At 69.6% G+C, this 18,600-nt stretch carries 18 protein-coding genes and 2 pseudogenes; 7 read left to right on the top strand and 13 right to left on the bottom strand.

Features of this window, described 5'->3' with window-relative positions; translation table 11 throughout:
* Window positions 1-43: 43 nt before the first annotated feature.
* Window positions 44-295, bottom strand: coding sequence for a hypothetical protein (locus tag STROP_RS19170; RefSeq protein ID WP_012015017.1), 252 nt, complete (start codon window positions 293-295; stop codon window positions 44-46).
* Window positions 296-520: 225 nt separating this feature from the next.
* Here STROP_RS19170 and STROP_RS19165 point away from each other — a divergent pair, with 225 nt between their 5' ends.
* A complete protein-coding gene (locus STROP_RS19165) occupies window positions 521-1,789 on the top strand; it encodes a cell division protein PerM (RefSeq protein ID WP_012015016.1) in 1,269 nt (422 codons plus the stop codon).
* A 188-nt stretch (window positions 1,790-1,977) separates the two neighbouring features.
* A pseudogene (locus tag STROP_RS19160) lies at window positions 1,978-2,967 on the top strand (transposase).
* Between the two features lie 8 nt (window positions 2,968-2,975).
* On the opposite strand, the gene STROP_RS19155 reads toward STROP_RS19160, so the two are convergent.
* Complete coding sequence (locus STROP_RS19155; protein ID WP_012015014.1) at window positions 2,976-3,608, bottom strand: DUF4190 domain-containing protein; 633 nt, start codon at window positions 3,606-3,608, stop codon at window positions 2,976-2,978.
* Window positions 3,609-3,815: 207 nt separating this feature from the next.
* On the opposite strand from STROP_RS19155, the gene purN reads away from it, so the two are divergent.
* Window positions 3,816-4,436, top strand: coding sequence for a phosphoribosylglycinamide formyltransferase (gene purN / locus STROP_RS19150; protein ID WP_012015013.1), 621 nt, complete (start codon window positions 3,816-3,818; stop codon window positions 4,434-4,436).
* A complete protein-coding gene (purH, locus tag STROP_RS19145; RefSeq protein WP_012015012.1) occupies window positions 4,433-6,001 on the top strand; it encodes a bifunctional phosphoribosylaminoimidazolecarboxamide formyltransferase/IMP cyclohydrolase in 1,569 nt (522 codons plus the stop codon). The genes purN and purH overlap by 4 nt, the downstream gene beginning before the upstream one ends.
* Window positions 6,002-6,007: 6 nt before the next feature.
* On the opposite strand, the gene STROP_RS19140 is transcribed toward purH, so the two are convergent.
* Window positions 6,008-6,772 (bottom strand): SDR family NAD(P)-dependent oxidoreductase, encoded by a 765-nt coding sequence (locus STROP_RS19140; RefSeq protein ID WP_012015011.1) that lies wholly within the window; start codon window positions 6,770-6,772, stop codon window positions 6,008-6,010.
* Between the two features lie 45 nt (window positions 6,773-6,817).
* Between STROP_RS19140 and STROP_RS19135 the strand changes: the two genes are divergently transcribed.
* Window positions 6,818-7,219 (top strand): ArsR/SmtB family transcription factor, encoded by a 402-nt coding sequence (locus STROP_RS19135; protein ID WP_018830686.1) that lies wholly within the window; start codon window positions 6,818-6,820, stop codon window positions 7,217-7,219.
* Window positions 7,220-7,523: 304 nt separating this feature from the next.
* Here the strand turns inward: STROP_RS19135 and STROP_RS19130 are convergent, their stop codons facing one another.
* From STROP_RS19130 to STROP_RS19090, 10 genes and pseudogenes are all read right to left on the bottom strand, one after another.
* Window positions 7,524-8,282, bottom strand: a complete 759-nt coding sequence (locus STROP_RS19130) for an alpha/beta fold hydrolase (protein ID WP_012015009.1) — start codon at window positions 8,280-8,282, stop codon at window positions 7,524-7,526.
* 197 nt (window positions 8,283-8,479) lie between these two features.
* Window positions 8,480-8,602 (bottom strand): annotated as a pseudogene (locus STROP_RS26220) (flavin reductase); the annotation flags it as partial.
* Window positions 8,599-8,787 carry a hypothetical protein gene (locus STROP_RS19125; protein ID WP_018830683.1) on the bottom strand — a complete coding sequence of 63 codons (189 nt, stop codon included), beginning with the start codon at window positions 8,785-8,787 and terminating at the stop codon, window positions 8,599-8,601. The gene STROP_RS19125 and the pseudogene STROP_RS26220, both read right to left, overlap by 4 nt.
* Entirely contained in the window at window positions 8,784-9,029 is a 246-nt protein-coding gene (locus tag STROP_RS19120; protein WP_012015008.1) for a hypothetical protein, read from the bottom strand. Before STROP_RS19120 ends, STROP_RS19125 begins: the two co-directional genes overlap by 4 nt.
* 143 nt (window positions 9,030-9,172) lie before the next feature.
* Window positions 9,173-10,366 (bottom strand): helix-turn-helix domain-containing protein, encoded by a 1,194-nt coding sequence (locus STROP_RS19115; protein WP_012015007.1) that lies wholly within the window; start codon window positions 10,364-10,366, stop codon window positions 9,173-9,175.
* A 148-nt stretch (window positions 10,367-10,514) separates the two neighbouring features.
* A complete protein-coding gene (locus STROP_RS19110; RefSeq protein ID WP_012015006.1) occupies window positions 10,515-11,555 on the bottom strand; it encodes an ABC transporter ATP-binding protein in 1,041 nt (346 codons plus the stop codon).
* Window positions 11,539-12,624, bottom strand: a complete 1,086-nt coding sequence (locus tag STROP_RS19105) for an ABC transporter ATP-binding protein (protein ID WP_026275155.1) — start codon at window positions 12,622-12,624, stop codon at window positions 11,539-11,541. Before STROP_RS19105 ends, STROP_RS19110 begins: the two co-directional genes overlap by 17 nt.
* Before the next feature lie 5 nt (window positions 12,625-12,629).
* Window positions 12,630-13,598 carry an ABC transporter permease gene (locus STROP_RS19100; RefSeq protein WP_012015004.1) on the bottom strand — a complete coding sequence of 323 codons (969 nt, stop codon included), beginning with the start codon at window positions 13,596-13,598 and terminating at the stop codon, window positions 12,630-12,632.
* The gene (locus STROP_RS19095) at window positions 13,591-14,529 is read right to left on the bottom strand and encodes an ABC transporter permease (RefSeq protein ID WP_012015003.1); all 939 of its coding nucleotides are present in this window, start codon (window positions 14,527-14,529) and stop codon (window positions 13,591-13,593) included. The genes STROP_RS19100 and STROP_RS19095 overlap by 8 nt, the downstream gene beginning before the upstream one ends.
* Window positions 14,530-14,618: 89 nt before the next feature.
* Window positions 14,619-16,220: a peptide ABC transporter substrate-binding protein gene (locus STROP_RS19090; RefSeq protein WP_012015002.1), complete on the bottom strand. Its 1,602-nt coding sequence runs from the start codon at window positions 16,218-16,220 to the stop codon at window positions 14,619-14,621.
* Window positions 16,221-16,652: 432 nt separating this feature from the next.
* Here STROP_RS19090 and STROP_RS19085 point away from each other — a divergent pair, with 432 nt between their 5' ends.
* Both STROP_RS19085 and STROP_RS19080 read left to right on the top strand, forming a co-directional pair.
* Window positions 16,653-17,513 (top strand): bifunctional methylenetetrahydrofolate dehydrogenase/methenyltetrahydrofolate cyclohydrolase, encoded by an 861-nt coding sequence (locus STROP_RS19085; protein ID WP_012015001.1) that lies wholly within the window; start codon window positions 16,653-16,655, stop codon window positions 17,511-17,513.
* Window positions 17,514-17,635: 122 nt separating this feature from the next.
* Complete coding sequence (locus STROP_RS19080) at window positions 17,636-18,586, top strand: malate dehydrogenase (RefSeq protein WP_012015000.1); 951 nt, start codon at window positions 17,636-17,638, stop codon at window positions 18,584-18,586.
* Window positions 18,587-18,600 lie beyond the last annotated feature (14 nt).

Genomic DNA, 18,600 nt, shown 5'->3' with positions numbered 1-18,600 from the left:
TGGAGGGATCGGCCGTCTACGGCCGATCCCTCCAGTCGTCAGCTCAGCTGAACGGATTGTTGCCGCCAACGTAGAGAAGGCCGTTGGCGATGATGTTGAGCACGCCGAAGGCGATGCCCAACCAACCGAGCACCGGCGAATTACCGAAACGTCGGGCATCGCGGATCGACAGGTAGCCGAAGACGATCCCGAGGACGCCGCAGCACAGCAGGCCGACGACGATACCGAGTACGCCCCAGAGCGTCGTCCGGTCCTGGCCCGCCGCCGTGCCGGGCGGCGGATATGGAGCGGTCACGGCGTGCCTCCTCGCATCGGTGCCGCGCCCGCCGGGTTGCAGGGGGACACGGTCAACGCCTCCGGTGGTGGAGGTCCCCACTTGACACGCCGGTCGCCCGCGGTGGCGTCCTGTGGCCGAGGCTAGACCGGATCGAAGGCAGGAGACGGTGGATCACGCAATTCGAACCCGCGCGAGGGGTTTATCGACCTGCCGCCGTCCCCGCAGCATGTCAGAGTAGACCTGATGTCCTCTGTCACCCCCGATCAGCCCGGCCGACGCGCTCGGGTGGGCGCCCGCCCGCCGGGCCGACCCGGGCCAGCCCGCCGCATACCCGCGCCACGGGCGGGTGGGCCGCCGAGTCGTCCGCCGCTGGCCGTCGCCGCGGGCGTCGCCGCAGTCGGTGCGGCGCTCACCTCCTGGCTGCCGGTGGCAGTGGTGCTCTGGTTCTTCCAGCTCAGTGAGGGTGCGTCGAGCCTGCCGGACGCGGTCCGGGTCGGGTTGGCTGGCTGGTTGCTCGGACACGGCATCCCCCTGACGACGAGTGCCGGTCCGCTCGGGCTCGCCCCGCTGGCGGTAACCCTGCTCGCCGGCTGGCGGCTCAATCGGGCCGGAGTGCACGTCACCCGAGCTATCGGTGCCCGGGGCAGCAGGTCGCCACGACGCGCGATCGTCGCCGCGGGGGCGGTCGGGGTCGTGTACACGATCCTCGGGGTGCTCGCCGCTCTGCTGGTCACCGGTGCGGAACTGGACGTGTCGCCGGTACGGTCCGGCCTGACTCTCGCCGTGGTCGCCACGGTCGCTGCCCTGATCGGTACGGTGCGCACGACCGGGCTCGGTGACCTGCTCGCCGCGCGAGCGTCGCTGCCGCTGCGGGAGGGGGTTCGGACCGGTCTGGTCGCGGCGCTCCTGCTGCTCGCGGCGGGGGCCGGCGCGGCGGGGCTGGCGGTGGCGACCGGCGGCGGCGACGCGGCCGACCTGATCGCGGCCTACCGCACCGGGGTGGCCGGGCAGGCCGGGATCACCCTGGTCAACCTGGCGTACGCCCCGAACGTGGCGATCTGGTCGGCCAGCTACCTGCTCGGTCCCGGGTTCGCGGTTGGCACCGACACCACGGTGCAGACCAGCGAGGTAACAGTTGGGGCGTTGCCGGCCCTGCCGCTGGTCGCGGGCCTCCCCGGTGGACCGGTGGACGGCCTGGGGACGGGTCTGCTCGCGGTGCCGATTCTGGTCGGGATGGTGGCGGGTTGGTCGTTGACCCGTCGGCTGCTGCTCTCCGGCAGCGACCGAGCCCGGGAAGAGTGGGGGCCGCTCCTGCGCCCGGCGGCGTTCGCCGGGCCGGTGACGGGGCTACTGGTGGGGATCGCGGCGGCGGCGTCAGCCGGTCCACTGGGCGCGGGCCGGCTGGCTGAGGTCGGACCGGTGCCGTGGCAGGTGGCGGCGGTGGCGACTGTGGTGACCGGTACCGGTGTGCTGGGTGGGGTGGTAGCGGCCCGCTTCCTGTCCCGCGGCTGACTCCGCCGACGCGACTACCTTGATTTTTAACCTTCGAGGGTCCTCTGGAGACCCTGGCTGGTCACGGAAACAGCCCCTGGTCGATGATGCCCTTGTCTAGGGAAGAGCATCAATAGCCAAGGGCTGTTCTGGTGATCAGTGTGCGTCGCGTGGCTGATGCCGTCGGGGACTTGGACGGGTTCCGGTGAGTGTTCTACGACTGCTTGACCGCTCGCGCCGACGCGTTGTTCGACCTGACGGACGCGGTGTTGTGCGCCGATGGGCCGGTCCGGTCGTTGGTGGAGTTGTCACTGGTGGGTGAGCATCGTCGCGGCCACGGGGCGTCGCGCCCCGGCTGGCGTTCCTCCTGCGCGACCTGCCCGTGCAGGTCCTCGCCCGGATGCGCTCGGACCGGGTGCTGCGCCGCGCCGCGCCGCCCCGGCAGCCAGGAACAAACGGCCGGCCGCCTCGCCACGGCGGCGAATTCGCCTTCGGTGATCCCGCCACCTGGGGCGAACCCGACGCGGCCACCAGCACGGAAACCCCGCCTCTACGGCACGGCGTGGGCCCGAGCCTGGAACCGGCTGCACCCCCGGCTGACCCACCGATCCGCCTGGATCGACGCGGCGAAGGTACTGCCGGTGATCGAGGGAACGGTCATCCGATTGGAGGTCGATCACCTGCCCAGCGGCGCGACCCCGAAACCGGTGTGGCTGTGGTGGTCCGGTGTCGACCCCACCACCGCTGACATCGACCGGCTCTGGCAGACCTTCTTGCGCCGCTTCGACATCGAGCACACGTTCCGCCTGTTCAAGCAGACCCTCGGCTGGACCGCCCCGAAGGTCCGCACCCCGCAGGCAGCCGACCGCTGGACCTGGCTGATCCTCGCCGCCTACACCCAGCTACGGCTGGCACGCCCCCTCGCCGCCGACCTACGTCGCCCCTGGGAACGACCCGCCCCACCCGAACGGCTCACCCCCGCCCGGGTCCGCCGCGGCTTTCGGCACCTACGTGCCAACAGCGCCTGTCCCGCTGGTGCACCGAAACCCAACCGACCAGGACCCGGCCGCCCACCCGGACGACCCAACCGCCATCCCACCCGCCGCTATGACGTCCACATCGTCACCAGCAGCGCGACCGGGAAGACAACCTCTTCGAAGAAGAAGTCGACCAATCCCCGGCCGCACCGCACAGGTTAAAGATCAAGTTAGTCGCTGCCGATGATGCTCAGGGCAATCGAGCCGAGGCTCACCAGCACGCCGATCGCCCCGCAGATCATGCCGGCCAGGGCCTGGCCGCGATTGTCCGCGAGCCCCTTCTCGACCTTCTGCTGGCCGAGCCATCCGGTCACCAGTGCGGCGATGCCCAGCGGCAAGGTGAGATAGCAACAGCCCAGCGGGACCGACACGATGCCGAGGATCATGGAGATCAGCCCGAGTTGGTTCTGCTTTGTGGACGGTAACGGGTAACCCGCGTTCGGGTGCATCTGTGTCCCACCGTAGGGCGCGGGGTGTGGCGGTGCGGTGGGCGTGCCGTACGGGTACGGCGGAGGGGTGGGCGCGGCGTACGGGTTCGGTCCTGGCGGGTACGGCGGAGCGGCGGGCGCGGCGTACGGGTTCGGTCCTGGCGGGTACGGCGGAGCGGCGGGCGCGGCGTACGGGTCCGATGGTGGCGTACTCAGCGGTGCGGTGGGCGCGGCGTACGGGTCCGCCGGCGGCTGGGGGTACGGCTGCTCCGGAACCGAGGTAGCCGGTGGGGCGTACGGGTCAGCCGGTGGGGCGTACGGGTCAGCCGGTGGGGTGGACGGGTTGGACTGAGGGGTGGATGGGTCGGGCTGCATTCGTCCTCCCGGTCGATCAGCAGGAGTTTGAGGACTGGGGCGGGGTTCTGGGCTGCATCTCTTGCTACTCCTCTGAACGGAGGGTGCGACGACGGTCGCCCCGGGTGCGCGGGGAGCGATCGGCAGCGTACCTGGTCCAGTCGAGGAGTCAGAGCCGGCTTGCCGCCCAGCGGACCGGCTGCTGGACGGCCCCGATAGGGTTGTCCGGTGCCTGAGTCTGTGCCCGTCGCCCGTATCGTCGTTCTCGTCTCCGGCTCCGGCAGTAACCTCCAAGCGCTGCTCGACGCCGGCGCCGACCCCGGGTATGGGGCCCGAGTGGTCGCGGTCGGGGCGGATCGCGACGGCATCGCCGGGCTGGACCGAGCCGCAGCGGCGGGGGTGTCGACCTTCGTCGAGCGGGTGAAGGACTATCCGACCCGCTCCGACTGGGACGCCGCGCTCACCGCGCGGGTCACCGAACACACGCCCGACCTGGTCGTCTCCGCCGGCTTCCTGAAGCTGGTCGGCCCGCACTTCCTCGCCGCGTTCGGTGATCGGTACCTCAACACGCACAACACCCTGCTGCCGGCCTTCCCCGGCATCCACGGGCCCCGCGACGCGCTCGCCTACGGAGTGAAGGTCACCGGGGCCACCCTCTTCTTCGTTGACGCGGGCACGGACACCGGCCCGATCGTCGCCCAGGTCACGGTGCCGGTGTGGGACGACGACGACGAGCAGACGCTCACCGAGCGCATCAAAGAGGCCGAGCGACGCCAGCTCGTCGAGCAGGTGGGTCGCCTGGTCCGTGAAGGTTGGACGATCACCGGAAGAAAGGTCACGGTTCCGTGAGTTCCAGTCAGGACGAGCGCCGCCCGATCCGGCGGGCGCTGGTCAGCGTCTACGACAAGGCCGGTCTGGCCGAGCTGGCCCAGGCGTTGCACGACGCCGGCGTGGAGATCGTCTCGACCGGAAGCACCGCGTCGGCCATCGCCGGTGCCGGCGTGCCGGTCACCGCGGTGGATTCCGTGACCGGGTTCCCGGAGATCCTCGACGGCCGGGTCAAGACCCTGCACCCCAAGATCCACGGCGGTCTCCTCGCTGACCTGCGCAAGGAGTCGCACGTTGGGCAGCTCGCCGAGCACGGCATCGGGGCAATCGACCTGCTGGTGTCCAACCTGTACCCGTTTCAGGCGACCGTCGCCTCCGGGGCGGGGCAGGACGAGTGTGTCGAGCAGATCGACATCGGCGGGCCGGCGATGGTGCGGGCCGCTGCCAAGAACCACGCCTCGGTCGCCGTGGTGACCGACCCGTCGGGCTACCCGCAGCTGCTGACGGCGGTACGGGTGGGTGGTTTCACCCTGGCGCAGCGTCGGGCGCTCGCGGCCCGCGCGTTCGCGGTGATCGCCGACTACGACGTGGCCGTCGCCGAGTGGTGCGCGCGGGAGTTGGTCGAGGACGCGCCGTGGCCGAGCTTCGCCGGGCTGGCGCTGCGCCGCGACGCGGTGCTGCGGTACGGGGAGAACCCGCACCAGGCAGCCGCCCTCTACACCGACCCGTCGAGCCCGGCCGGGCTTGCCCAGGCCGAGCAGCTGCACGGCAAGGAGATGTCGTACAACAACTACGTTGACGCCGACGCCGCCTGGCGGGCCGCCAACGACTTCTCCGACCAGCCGGCGGTGGCGATCATCAAGCACGCCAACCCGTGTGGCATCGCGGTTGGCGTGGACGTCGCAGAGGCGCACCGCAAGGCGCACGCCTGCGACCCCGTGTCCGCCTTCGGTGGCGTGATCGCCGTGAACCGACCGGTCGGCGTCGAGCTCGCCGGGCAGGTGTCGGAGGTGTTCACCGAGGTGGTTGTCGCTCCGGAGTTCGAACCCGACGCGCTCGAGGTACTGCGGGGCAAGAAGAACGTGCGCCTGCTGCGCGCCCCGGCCTACGCCCCGGCGTCGGCGGAGTGGCGACCGGTCACCGGTGGGATGCTGGTGCAGGTGCGGGACAAGGTGGACGCCGCGGGTGACGACCCGGCCACCTGGCAGCTGGCGACCGGCGAGGCCGCCGACGAGGCGACCCTGCGGGACCTGGCCTTCGCCTGGCGGGCGGTCCGAGCGGTGAAGAGCAACGCGATTCTGCTCGCCCGCGACGGCGCGACCGTCGGTGTGGGTATGGGGCAGGTCAACCGGGTGGACTCGGCCCGGCTGGCGGTGGATCGGGCCGGTGCCGAACGGGCGCGGGGCGCGGTGTGTGCCTCGGACGCGTTCTTCCCGTTCGCCGACGGGCCGAAGATCCTCATCGACGCCGGAGTGCGGGCGATCGTCCAACCTGGCGGGTCGATCCGGGACGAGGAGGTCATCGCCGCTGCCAAGGCGGCCGGCGTGACCATGTACCTGACCGGCACCCGTCACTTTTTCCACTGACCGAGGTCACGTCAGCTCGAGTCCGCCGTCGACAGTGAGGATCTGCCCGGTCAGCCAGGTGCTGGCCGGGTCGGCCAGGCGCAGGATCCAGGTGGCGACCTCTTCGGGGTCACCTCGGCGACCAAGGGGGATGCGGGCGGCCTCCTCTCGTTTGATCTCTTCGATGGCCGGGTCGGGGAGTCCGGCGGCGGCCAGCGCCTGGCTTTCGGTCGGTCCGGGAGCGAGGGCGTTGACGCGAACACCGTCAGCCGCGAGTTCCAACGCCCAGCTACGGGTGAGCTGTTCGAGGGCGGCTTTGGAGGCTGCGTAGTGGGCGGCGCCCGGCAGGGGCCGGTGGCCGTAGGTACTGGAGACGTTGACGATCGAGCCGCGGCTCCGACGTAGGTGCGGTAGCGCCGCGTGCGCCAGCAGGCTGGGCGCGACGACGTTGAGGTCGAACAGGGCGGCGATGCCCGCGGCCGTGGTGTGCGCCAGCGGCATGATCTTGGTAGCTCCGGCGTTGTTGACCAGGATGTCCACTTGTCCCCAGCGGTCGATCGCGGCGTCAATCGCTTCCTGGGGTGCTCCTGGATCGTTCAGGTCGGCTGGATGGACGGCGATCTCGGGGTGTCCGGCAGCGGTTTTCTCCAGAGCATCCTTACGGCGGCCGATGCCCAGTACCCGTGCGCCTGCGCGGGCGAACGCGTGTGCGGTGGCACGGCCGATGCCGGATCCGGCGCCGGTGACGACAACGACATGTGTGGCGAGATTTGTGCGGGGCTCGGCGTTCATTGTCACCTCAATGTTCGACGTTCGTGGAACATCGAATAAGGTAGCATGGTCGCCATGAAAAAGGCACAGCCCCCCGACCCCGACGAGATCTCCCTCATCGACGTGCTGGGGGCGCTCAACGACCCCATCCGGGTCGGCCTGGTGCGTGTGCTCGCTGACGGCCGTGAACGCGGGTGGGGCGAACTACGTGTACCGGTCGCCAAGTCCACCCTCAGCCATCACCTGCGCGTGCTTCGCGACGCTGGTATCACCCGCACCCGGCAGGAAGGCACCCGCTGCTTCGTCGAACTCCGTGGCGAAGACCTCGACGTCCGCTTCCCCGGGCTGCTGGGTGCCGTCCTCGGTGCCGCCGATCGGGACGACGTGGGCGGCCATGTCGGCGTCGTCGGTGGCCTACCCGAGGCCCGCGCGGATCGAAAGCCTGGAGCCCCGCAAGTCGAAAGCTGAGGGCCTCGCAGTTCGACAGTCGGGTGCCGCGCGGATCGAAACCCTCGGGGTTGGCATCAGGGGTCCAGCCCGGCGGATCGATCCGGGAGGAGGAGGTCATCGCCGCTGCCAAGACGGCCGGCATGACCACCATGGCGGCTCTACTCTGCCCGGATAGCCCGAACAAAGCCGCCGACCGGACGGGCAGGAGGCCGGCGGTAGGGCGGCATGTCCACCCGGCCACCGACCCCGGCCGGCCCGGTCGACGCGAGTCGCCCCGCGCCCGCCTCGCCACGTGCGTCAGGTGGGCGAGCGAGGCGTCGGGTCAGGAGGACGCGTTCAGGAAGTCCTTGAGGAGCGTCGCGGTCTCGGCGGGGCGCTCAAGGCTCGGGAGGTGCCCGCCCCACGGCAGTTGTACGTGCCGGGCGTCGGAGAGGCGGTCGGCCAGGTCGATGGCGACCTGCTGGAAGTAGTCCAGGTCGTGCTTGCCCGAGACGATCAGGGTGCGGGCCGTGATCGTCGACAGCTCGCAGTCCGCCTCCAGTTGGTCGTACTCCCCCTCCGCGGCGAGCTGTACGTCATAGGCGTGCCGCTGCATGCCCCGTACCCTCTCGCGCGTCTCGTCGTCGGCGTCCGGTCCCAGCCAGGTACGTACGTTGAGCTCGACTGCGCCGTCCAGGTCGTCGGCGTCGACCAGAGCCTCCTCTTCAGCGTCGAAGGTGTCCAGCTCCGCGGTGGGCTCATGGTGGGGTGAGCCGGCGCAGAGCAGCGCCAGAGCGCTCACCCGGTTCGGCCAGCGGGCCGCGAACTCCAGGGCTACCCGGCCGCCGTAGGAGGAGCCGACGACGGCCGTCTGCTCGATGCCCAGTGCGTCCAGCAGTTCACGTACATCGTCCGCATTGTTGTTCGGCGCGTCCGGCACCGGTGTCTGCCCATAACCCCGGAAGTCACAGCGCACCACGCGGTACCCGGCGTCCAGCAGCGACTGCCACTGCGGGTCCCACATCCGCCGGTCACACACCGACGAATGCAGCAGGACGACCGTGTCACCGGTCCCCACCATGTCGTGCGAGAGCAGCACCATGTGTGCTGTACCTTCCTTCTGCCAGTCTGGTACATCGATTGATAGTCGAGTAGTGAGCGTCAAGCGTGGACGGGTGGCGGAGCCTCAGTGGCGCACCCGTCCGTGTGCGTCCGGCATGTGGCCCTGATGGATGGCGGTGAGCGTCTCGTGCAGGGCCGTGGTCACCGTGCCCGGCCGTGCCGCCGCTGATCCCCCGCTGTCGCGGGCGCTCGTGCACGATCATACTCCGCCCGTAGCGCTTGATTTCGGGTTGAGCAGGGCCAGGGCAGGCCGCAGCCGCTGTAGGTCCATGCTCGGCCGACCGGGCTGTGGACGGTCATCCGGCGCCGTGCAGGAAGCGGTGGGTGATTCTGCGGGCGTGCCGGCTGGTTGCCCAGTCGGCCTGCGGGCACGGGTACGGCGTCAGCCGCGACCACCAGGCGCGGCAACCGGTGCACATGCCGTCAGGTCCGGGTACGTGTGCGGCGAGGATCATCTGTTCCTGCTGGTCGGTCGCCGGTCTCACCGATGGCCCCTGGTCTCACCATCGGTGCTCTGCTCCACCGTCGTCGGGGTAGGGGGCGCGGTCTGAGTCGGCTCGCGGTGCGACTGCGTGCCCCGCAACCGTCTCGCCTGGTCGAGCAGCCGCCGCCGTGCCGCTTCCTGCTCAATCGCCTGGTGGCGCTCCCCGACCTGAGTTCGTGGCGGCAACTCCTGCCGCCGGAGTAACCACCGCACCACGCTGGATAGCTTGGAAGAGGCCGCCACGGGTTCGCCTTTCGTCGAGTTCCGTAAGGCGGCGAGTTCCGGCGCTCTCGGGAGTGAGGCCGGAGTGGTTGCCCTCCGCCAGTGACCTGGACGCTACGAGCGGTCGCGGGTGGGGGCGGGGAGAGTCTGTACCTGAGGGAGCGCTACCCCATTACGCCGATCGCGAGGGCAAGTTCCCTCGCGTCCTCCCCGACCACGCCGGGCCGGCTGGACAGCTCCAGGGCAGCGGTGCGGGCGTACGGGTGGTGTCGCATGGTGTCCACGCTTTCCCGCAGCGCCCGTCCGAGCAGATGCACCGCCGCCAACTCACCTCGATGCAGCACATGCGCCCGTGCGCCCTCGATCAGGGCGGCGGCCCGACGCGTACACGACGGAAGCGCACGGTAGTCCATGGTGCCCGCACGCCGAACCGCCGCGCCCGGCCGGCACAGATCCGTTTCGATGGTGACCGCGTACGTCGCGCAGGCCGCCGGCCCGAACATCAACCACGGGTGGGTATACGTGCTGCCAAGCCGGCCCGCGGCCTCGTCGGCGGCGTCCCATGCCCGCCATGCCTGCCCGGCTCGACCAGCCTTGCTGTGCCCCAGCGCGAGGCCGAGCTGGGCCTGCCCCCACCGGGCCAACTGCTCATCGTCGGCTGCCGGGTCCACCAGAGTGGCAGCGTCGACAAGCACCTGCTCGGCCGCGTCGATCTGGTTGGTTCCGCGGTAGACGTGGGCGTAGTACCAGCCGGCCGCCGCGATCGCGGCCGGGTCATCGGCGTCCTGCGCGGCAGACATCGCCCGGTCAGCGGCCAGCCACACCAACTCTGGGTACGGCTGGTGGGCCAGGTACAACTGGGTGAGGTGGTAGACCCGGGCCAGTTCGACGAGCGCCTGTCGGCGGGCCAGGCCGTCCAGCCGGCGAGCGCTGCGCTGCGCCTCCGCCAGCAGCCCGGGAAGTACCCCGGCGACCGCCGTCCGTTCGGTGGTTGAACGGTGCCACAACTCCCACGCCTGACCGACCAAGCCGCGCAGCACCTCGACCCGAGTAGCCGGACCGGCCGGCAGGGGAGAGCGTTGTATCGCGGCGGCGACCTTGTCGAGAGCGGGATGACCAGCGCGGGTCACCGACGCCACGGGCAGGGTCTGATCTCCGGTCAGGTCGGCGAGGTCGGTGAGCCCCAACACCTCAGCCAGGCGAAGCATCATGGGAAGGCGGGGCGGAAGTAGGCGTCCATTCTCCAATGCCTTGACCCACTCCGCGCTGCGACCGACCAGACCGCCGAGGATCGGTCGAGTCTTCCCGGCACGTTCGCGGTGGGCTCGTAGGCGTGCACCGAAGGTCGTCTGGTCCATCGTCGTCGCCTCCCAGGTAGCGATTCTGGGCGGCGGACCGCCGGCCGGTACTCCGGCACGCCACCATAGTTGACGATACTCGCCGTCGCCGATACGAGAGTGTGCCGGCGATCCGGCCCGGGAAGCAGCGCAGTGGTGGTCGGCGGTGTCAGGAGGGGGACGCCGGTTCGCGGAGTTCGGCGAAGTGGCAGGCCGACGGGTGCGGGTCGGCGGCGCGGGGCACGGTGTCCGGGTCCTGGGTGGCACAGACGTCCTGCGCCTTCCAGCACCGGGTGCGGAACCGGCAGCCGCTCGGCGGGTTCGCCGGGCTCGGTACGTCGCCGATCAGGCGGATCATGTTCTGGTTGTCCCGCTGCTCCGGGTCGGGCACCGGCACCGCCGACAGCAACGCCTGGGTGTACGGGTGGGTGGCCCGTTGGTAGATCTCGGCCTCGGTGCCGAGTTCCACGATCCGGCCCAGATACATCACCGCGACCCGGTCGCAGATGTGCCGTACCACCGACAGGTCGTGGGCGATGAAGATGTACGAGAGGCCGAGCTCGTCCTGAAGCTGCTCGAGCAGATTGATCACCTGCGCCTGGATCGAGACGTCCAGCGCGGAGACCGGCTCGTCACAGACGAGCACCTCGGGGCGCAGCGCGAGCGCGCGGGCGATGCCGATGCGCTGCCGCTGGCCGCCGGAGAACTGGTGTGGGTACCGGTTGATGTGCTCGGGGCTGAGCCCGACCATGTCCAGCAGCTCCTGGACCCGCCGCTGCCGGCTTCCCTTGGGTGCCGCCTCCGGGTGGATCTCGAAGGGTTCCCCGATGATGTCGCCGACGGTCATCCGTGGGTTCAGCGAGGTGTACGGATCCTGGAGGACCATCTGCATGTTGCGGCGTAGCCGGCGCAGCTGTGCGCCGCGGGCGGCGAAGAGGTCCCGCCCCTCCAGGGTCGCCGCTCCGGAGGTTGGCATCTCCAGCCGCATCAGCAGCCGGGCCAGGGTGGACTTGCCGCAGCCGGACTCGCCCACGATGCCGAGGGTTTCACCGCGGCGCAGGTCGAAGCTGACCCCGTCCACGGCGCGGACCGCGCCGACCTGGCGCTGGAAGATGACGCCCCGGGTGATGGGAAAGTGTTTGACCAGGTCTCTGACGGCGAGGATCGGCTCGCCGCGTACCTTCTTCGGTTGGCTAGCGGGCGCGGTCATCGCGGACCTCCTGCGCGAAGTGGCACGCGCTGGTCCGGCCGTCGCCGAGGACCAGGTCGTGCGGTACGACGTCCACGCAGACCTGCTGGACGTAGGGGCACCGGGGGTGGAAGGGGCAGCCGGAGGGGATCCGCATCAGGTTCGGCGGCAGGCCCCGGATGGTCGACAGTTGCTGGCCGTGGAAGTCCAGCCGCGGGATCGATTCCAACAACCCCTTGGTGTATGGATGGGCCGGGGACTTGTACAGCGAGCGGACGTCGGCGTGTTCGACGATCCGCCCGGCGTACATGACGGCGATCCGGTCGGCGACCCCGGCTACCACGCCGAGGTCGTGGGTGATCAGGATCATCGCCATGCGGAGGTCTCGGCGCAGGTCGGCCAGGAGGTCCATGATCTGGGCCTGCACGGTCACGTCCAGCGCGGTCGTCGGCTCGTCGGCGATGAGGACCTTCGGGTTCAGCGCCAACGCCATGGCGATCATGACGCGTTGTCGCATCCCGCCGGAGAACTGGTGCGGGTAGTCGCCGAGCCGGTTGGCCGCGGCCGGAATCTTCACCAGCTCCATCAGTTCGATCGCGCGTTGGCGGGCGTCGCCACGGGACATCCCGGCCCGTTGGCGCAGCGTCTCGCCGATCTGCCAGCCGACAGGGAAGGTCGGGTTCAGCGCGGAGAGCGCATCCTGGAAGATCATGGCGATCTCGGTGCCGCGTACCTGCCGGCGCTGCTCCTCCGACTGGGAGAGTAGGTCGCGCCCCTGGTAGCGGATCTGCCCGCTGCGGATCACCGCGGGCGGGGTGTCCAGGATGCCCATGATTGCCTGGGCGGTGACCGACTTGCCGGAGCCGGATTCGCCGAGCACGGCGAGGGTCTCTCCGGCGTCCAGGTGGTACGAGACACCGTTGATCACCTTCGCCACGCCTTCTCCGGTGCGGAACTCGACGTGCAGGTCCCGTACCTCGAGCAGGTGGCCGCCCTCCGGAGTGGGGGAGGCGGGCGTGGGTTGGACGGCGGACTGGGACACAGCGCCTGCCTTTCGCTCGCTGCCACGGGTGTGCCGGTTCCCGCGCACGGGACTCACCGGAGTTTCGGGTCGAAGGCGTCTCGGATCGCGTCGCCGAGCATGATGAACGCCAGCACGGTCAGCGCGAGGAAGGTCGAGGGGACGATCAGCGGGGTGGCCGACTCGCGCATGTGCACCCGGCCGCTGTTGATATCGATGCCCCAGGAGATCGTGGGTTCCTTGAGTCCGATGCCGAGGAAGGAGAGCGTCGCCTCGGCAGCGATGAATGATCCGAGCGCGATGGTCAGCACCACGATGGCGGGGGCGAGTGTGTTGGGCAGGATGTGTCGCCACATGATCCGGCTGTTGCTCGCGCCGAGCATCCGGGCGGCGGCGACGTAGTCCTGCTCCTTGGCGGTGATCACCGACGAGCGGACCACCCGGGCTGTCGTCGTCCAGCCGAGTACCGCCAGGACGAAGATCACCGCCGCGATCCGGACCGTCGCGCTGTCGCTGGCGACTCGCTTGAGCAGCACGATCGCGGCGAGCAGCAGTGGGATACCGAGCACGATGTCGATCACCCGGGAGAGGACGGCGTCGATCCACCGGCCGAAGTACCCGGCGAGCATGCCGACGGTGAGCGCGATCAGCCCGGTGAGCAGCGCCGAGAGGGCGCCGACCAGGAGCGAGGCGCGGGCACCGTAGACCGCCCGGGCGTACGTGTCGCAGCCCTGGAAGTCGTACCCGAAGATGGCTCCGCCGGAGGGGCCGGCGTGCTGCCGGGCGAGTACGCAGTCGGCCGGGTCGGCGCCGGTGAACAGCGCGGGCGCAGCGGCCATCGCGGCGACCACCAGGACCAGGGCGGAGCTGATCCAGAAGATCGGCTTTCGTCGCAGGTCCCGCCAGGCGTCGCCGGCGAGGCTGCGCGGTCGGCCGGGGGTGACGGAGGTGCCACCGACCTGGTTCGGCGCGTTCGGCTCGCCGGAGGGGCCGCGCCGGGCGTTCGGGTCCTCCGACGCGGCCACCGTCTCGAAATCACTCATAGCGGATCCTCGGGTCGAGTACGGCGTAGAGCACGTCCACCACCAGGTTGGCGACGAGGTAGACGACGACCAGCACGCTGACGATCCCCACCACCAACGGACCGTCCTCGGTGCGGATGGCGCGGAAGAGGTTGAAACCGACCCCGGGGATGTTGAACACCCCTTCGGTGATGATCGCGCCGCCCATCAGGTTGCCCAACTCGACGCCGAGGAAGGTAACCACCGGGATGAGTGAGTTGCGTAGTACGTGGATGCCGACGATCCGTCGCTTGACCAGGCCCTTCGACCGGGCGGTACGGACGTAGTCGGCGCGGAGGTTTTCGGCCACCGAGGTCCGGGTCAGCCGCAGCGCGGTGGCCAGGGAGAGGGAGCCGAGGACGATCCCGGGCAGCAGGAGCGCGTAGAAGTCGGGGTCGGCGCCGGCGGTGGGCGGGAAGAGCTGCCACCGGACGCCGAAGAGGTACTGCGCGATGGGCGCCAGCACGATGGTCGGTACGGCGAGCACGACCAGGGTCAGCAGCAGCGTCGAGTTGTCGAAGATACTGGCCCGTCGAATGCCGGCGAGCACGCCGGCGGTGACCCCGATGAGCACGGTGACTGTCATCGCGATCAGTGCCAGCTTGATCGTCACCGGCCAGGCGGCGGCCAGGATGTCGCCGATCTGCCGTCCGGTGAGGGATTCGCCGAGGTCGCCCTGGAGAAGGTTCCGGATGTAGTCGAAGTAGCGGTAGAAGAAGCCGTCGATGCCGGTCCGGTCCAGGTGGAACTTCTCCGTCAGGTAGGCCCGCTGGGCATCGGTGACCGGGCGTTCGCCGGCGAGAGCCTGGATGGGATCACCCTGACCGGCGAACATCAGCGCGTAGACGATCAGCGTGGTCCCGAAGAAGGCGAGGACCATCTGGAGCAGTCGTCGCAGAATGAAACGGACCATACTAGGCAGTCTCTCTGAAAAAGGGCGAAGGAGAGGTGTGGTCGGGTCACCAGCTGCCCGGCGACCCGACCACACCGCTTGCTACGGAACTACTGGACTGCCTCGATCTTCAGCAGGTCGACCCGGTTGAAGAGGTCCAACTCCACGTTCGTGACCTTGGTCGAGTGCCCGAAGACGTTCTGGCCGAAGCGCAGCGGGATCACCGGCATGTCCTCGGCCAGCACCTCCTCGGCCTGCTGGTACTTCGCGATCGCCTCCTCCTCGGTGGCCGCCGCCGAACCCTCGGCGACCAGCTTGTCGAACTCGGGGTTGCTGTAGCCGTAGAAGTTCGCCGAGCCGGTGCTGCTGTACAGCGGGCCGAGGTAGTTCTCCATGGACGGGTAGTCCATGGACCAACCCATCCGGAACAGGCCGACCGGCTGCTCCGCCTTGACCTTCGTCAGCAGGTCCGAGAACTTCGGCTCGGCGTTGCCGACGCACGCCACATCCAGGTTTGCCTTGAGCTGGTTGCAGGTGGCGTCAACCCAGTCCTTGTGGCCGCCGTCGCCGTTGTACGAGATCTCGATCTGGCTCGGCCCGCCCGCACTCTGGTAGAGCGCCTTGGCCTTGGCCGGGTCGAAGGTGCCGGCGTCGCCGATGGTGTTCTCGCGGTAGCCCGCGACAACCGGAGAGATGAACGAGCGGGCCGGCGTCTGCGAGTCCTTGAAGATCGCCGTCGTGATCTCCTCGCGGTCGATCGCCATCGAGATCGCCTTACGCACGTCCGGGTTGCTGAACTCCTCCTGGTAGGTCGGGAAGGAGAGGAACTGGAAGGACGACCCGGGGCTGGTCTGGAACCGGTCACCCAGATCGGTGGGGGCCGTCGACAGGCTCTCGGTCGGGATCACCTTGATCACGTCGAGGTTGTCCGAGAGGACATCCGCGTACGCGGCGGCGGGCTGCTGGTAGATCCGGAACTCGACACCCGCCACCTTCGGCTGCTCGCCGGGGAAGGCGTCGTACCGCTCGACCTCGACCCGGGCGTCGTGCTGCCAGGTGCCCTTCATCTTGAACGGACCCTGACCGATCGGCGCCTTCTCGTAACCCTCGTCGAGCACGCCCGGCTCGGAGAAGGCGGCCTTCGGCAGCGGGTAGAAGGCGTTGTACCCGAGCATGGTCCGGAAGTCGGAGTATGGCGCGGACAGGGTCACGGTGAAGGTCAGGTCGTCGACCTTCTCCAGGCCGGACAGCGTCTGCGCCGCCGGGGTCTCGCCCTGGAGGTCCTCGTACCCAGCGATCTTCTCGAAGAAGTAGCTCGCGCCCTGGCCGTTCGGTGCATAGGCGCCGTAGTTCCAGGCGTCGATGTAGTTGTCGGCGGTGACCGGCTCGCCGTTGTGGAAGGTGTAGCCGTCCTTGAGCTTGATCGTCCAGGTGATGTTGTCCTCGGACGTCACCGACTCGGCTGCCACCTCGTACGCCTGGCTGGCGTCGTCGTAGCCGATCAGCGGGCTGAACAGGGCGGCGAGCACCTGCGAGCCGCTCGTCTCATTGGTGTTGGTCGGCACCAGGTGCTGCGGCTCGGCGATCTCGATTCGCACGGCCGCGTTGGGGTCGGTCCCGCCGGACCCGCCGCCGCCGGAGCCGCAGGCCACCAGGCCCAGGGTCACCGCGAGCGGGAGGGCTGTCCAGGCGGCGAGTCTACGAACACGCATGAAGCCTCCTCATCCTCACGCTGCGCAGGACCCGACGCTGGGTAACGCTGCGCAACGATCGGTAACGGTAGGTCGCTGGTTCACGATTGACAACGGAAGGGTTGCGAAGTCGTAACGGAGGGTGGTGTCAGGGCTTGGCGGGGGTGCCCCTCCGTGCTATAGATGCCGCTGCTGACCTGCGCATTTGGCTTGTCGAGTCGGCGGATCGATCGGGGTGTGTCGACCCGCAACGGCGACGCCGAACCCGCCGTCGCCGACCGTCCGGCGTGCCCTTGCCCATCGTCGATCGTCCGGTTTTAGGCCCTCGTGAGTTACTCAGAGTGACTAATCGCACCCGACGGGCAGTCCTGGTGTCCCCGGCCACAGCAGCGCCGGTTGCCGGCTGCCCGGGTCGTCGGCCCCGCACGGTGGCCGGCGTGAGACGATCTGGAGGTGACGGCGACGCTTCTGGATGGCAAGGCGACCGCAGCCGAGATCAAGGACGAGCTGCGGGTCCGCGTGAAGGCTCTGGCGGAACGGGGTGTCACGCCGGGTCTCGGCACCGTCCTGGTCGGCGCCGATCCCGGCTCCCAGGCGTACGTCAACGGCAAGCACCGTGACTGCGCCGAGGTCGGTGTCGCCTCGCTCCGTCGGGAACTTCCGACCGACGCCACGCAGGAGCAGGTGGACGCCGTACTGGCCGACCTGAACAACGACCCGGCCTGTCACGGCTACATCGTGCAGCTGCCGCTCCCCGCCCACCTCGACACCCAGCGAGTCCTGGAGCTGATCGATCCGGACAAGGACGCTGACGGTCTGCACCCGGTGAACCTGGGCCGGCTGGTGCTCGGCTACCCGGGGCCGCTGCCCTGTACCCCGCGCGGGATTGTCGAGCTGCTCCGCCGACACGACGTGGCGCTGCGGGGTGCCCGGGTCGTCGTGATCGGCCGGGGTAACACGGTCGGCCGTCCGCTTGGGCTGCTGCTCACCCGGCGCAGCGAGAACGCGACCGTCACCCTCTGCCACACCGGCACCCTCGACCTCACCGCGCACACCCGGGCCGCGGACATAGTGATCGTCGCGGCCGGTGTGCCGGGACTGCTCACCTCCGACATGATCACACCGGGCGCGGTCGTGGTGGACGTCGGGATCACCCGGGTGATCGGCCCCGACGGTAAGGGCCGCTACACCGGCGACGTCGATCCCGGCGTCGGCGAGGTGGCCGGGGCCCTGGTCCCGATGCCCGGTGGGGTGGGACCGATGACCCGCGCGATGCTGCTGACCAACGTCGTGGAGCGGGCCGAGCGCGGCTGAAGTCCCGCAGCGGCACCGAAGCGCACCCATCGGGGTCATAACCGTCCGCCCCTGACCGGATCGGTGCCAGGATGGCTGATACGGTCCGGAAAAACCGACTGGTATCAGGGAGTGGGACGTCAATGGGTAAGAAGGTCACTGTCGTCGGGGCCGGCTTCTACGGCTCCACCACCGCGCAGCGTCTGGCCGAGTACGACGTCTTCGACACCGTCGTGATTACGGACATCGTGGAGGGCAAGCCGGCGGGTCTCGCCCTGGACCTCAACCAGTCGCGGGCCGTCGAGGGCTTCGAGACCAAGCTGGTCGGCGTGACCACCGGCCCCAACGGCGAGGGCTACGAGGCCATCGAGGGTTCGGACGTTGTCGTCGTCACCGCCGGCCTGCCGCGCAAGCCGGGCATGAGCCGGATGGACCTGCTGGAGACCAACGCCAAGATCGTCCGACAGGTCGCGGAGAACGTCGCCAATTACGCGCCGAACGCTGTCGTGATCGTGGTCTCCAACCCGCTCGACGAGATGACCGCGCTGGCCCAGATCGCCACCCAGTTCCCGCACAACCGGGTGCTCGGCCAGGCCGGCATGCTGGACACCGCCCGGTTCACCAACTTCGTGGCCGAGGCGCTCGACGTGCCGGTGGCGTCGGTGCGGACCCTGACGCTGGGCTCGCACGGGGACACGATGGTCCCGGTGCCGTCGAAGAGCAGCGTGGCCGGTAAGCCGCTGCGCGAGGCGATGCCCGCCGCCCAGATTGAGGACCTGGTGGTCAAGACCCGCAACGGTGGCGCCGAGGTGGTGGCGCTACTGAAGACCGGCTCGGCCTACTACGCCCCGTCTGCCGCCGCCGCCCGGATGGCGAAGGCCGTTGCCGAGGACTCCGGCGATGTCATGCCGGTCTGCGCCTGGGTGGACGGGGAGTACGGCATCTCCGGCGTCTACCTCGGGGTGGAGGCGGAGATCGGCGCGCAGGGAGTCCGGCGGGTCGTCGAGACCGACCTGGACGCCGACGAACTGGCCGCCCTGAAGGAGGCCGCCGAGGCGGTCCGCGCCAAGCAGGGCGACGTCGCCAGCATGTGACCCAAACCGACGGC

The sequence above is a fragment of the Salinispora tropica CNB-440 genome (assembly GCF_000016425.1).
Lineage (GTDB): Bacteria > Actinomycetota > Actinomycetes > Mycobacteriales > Micromonosporaceae > Micromonospora > Micromonospora tropica.
Note: the sequence above shows the minus strand (reverse complement) of the source record. Positions and strands in the feature narration are given on the sequence as shown.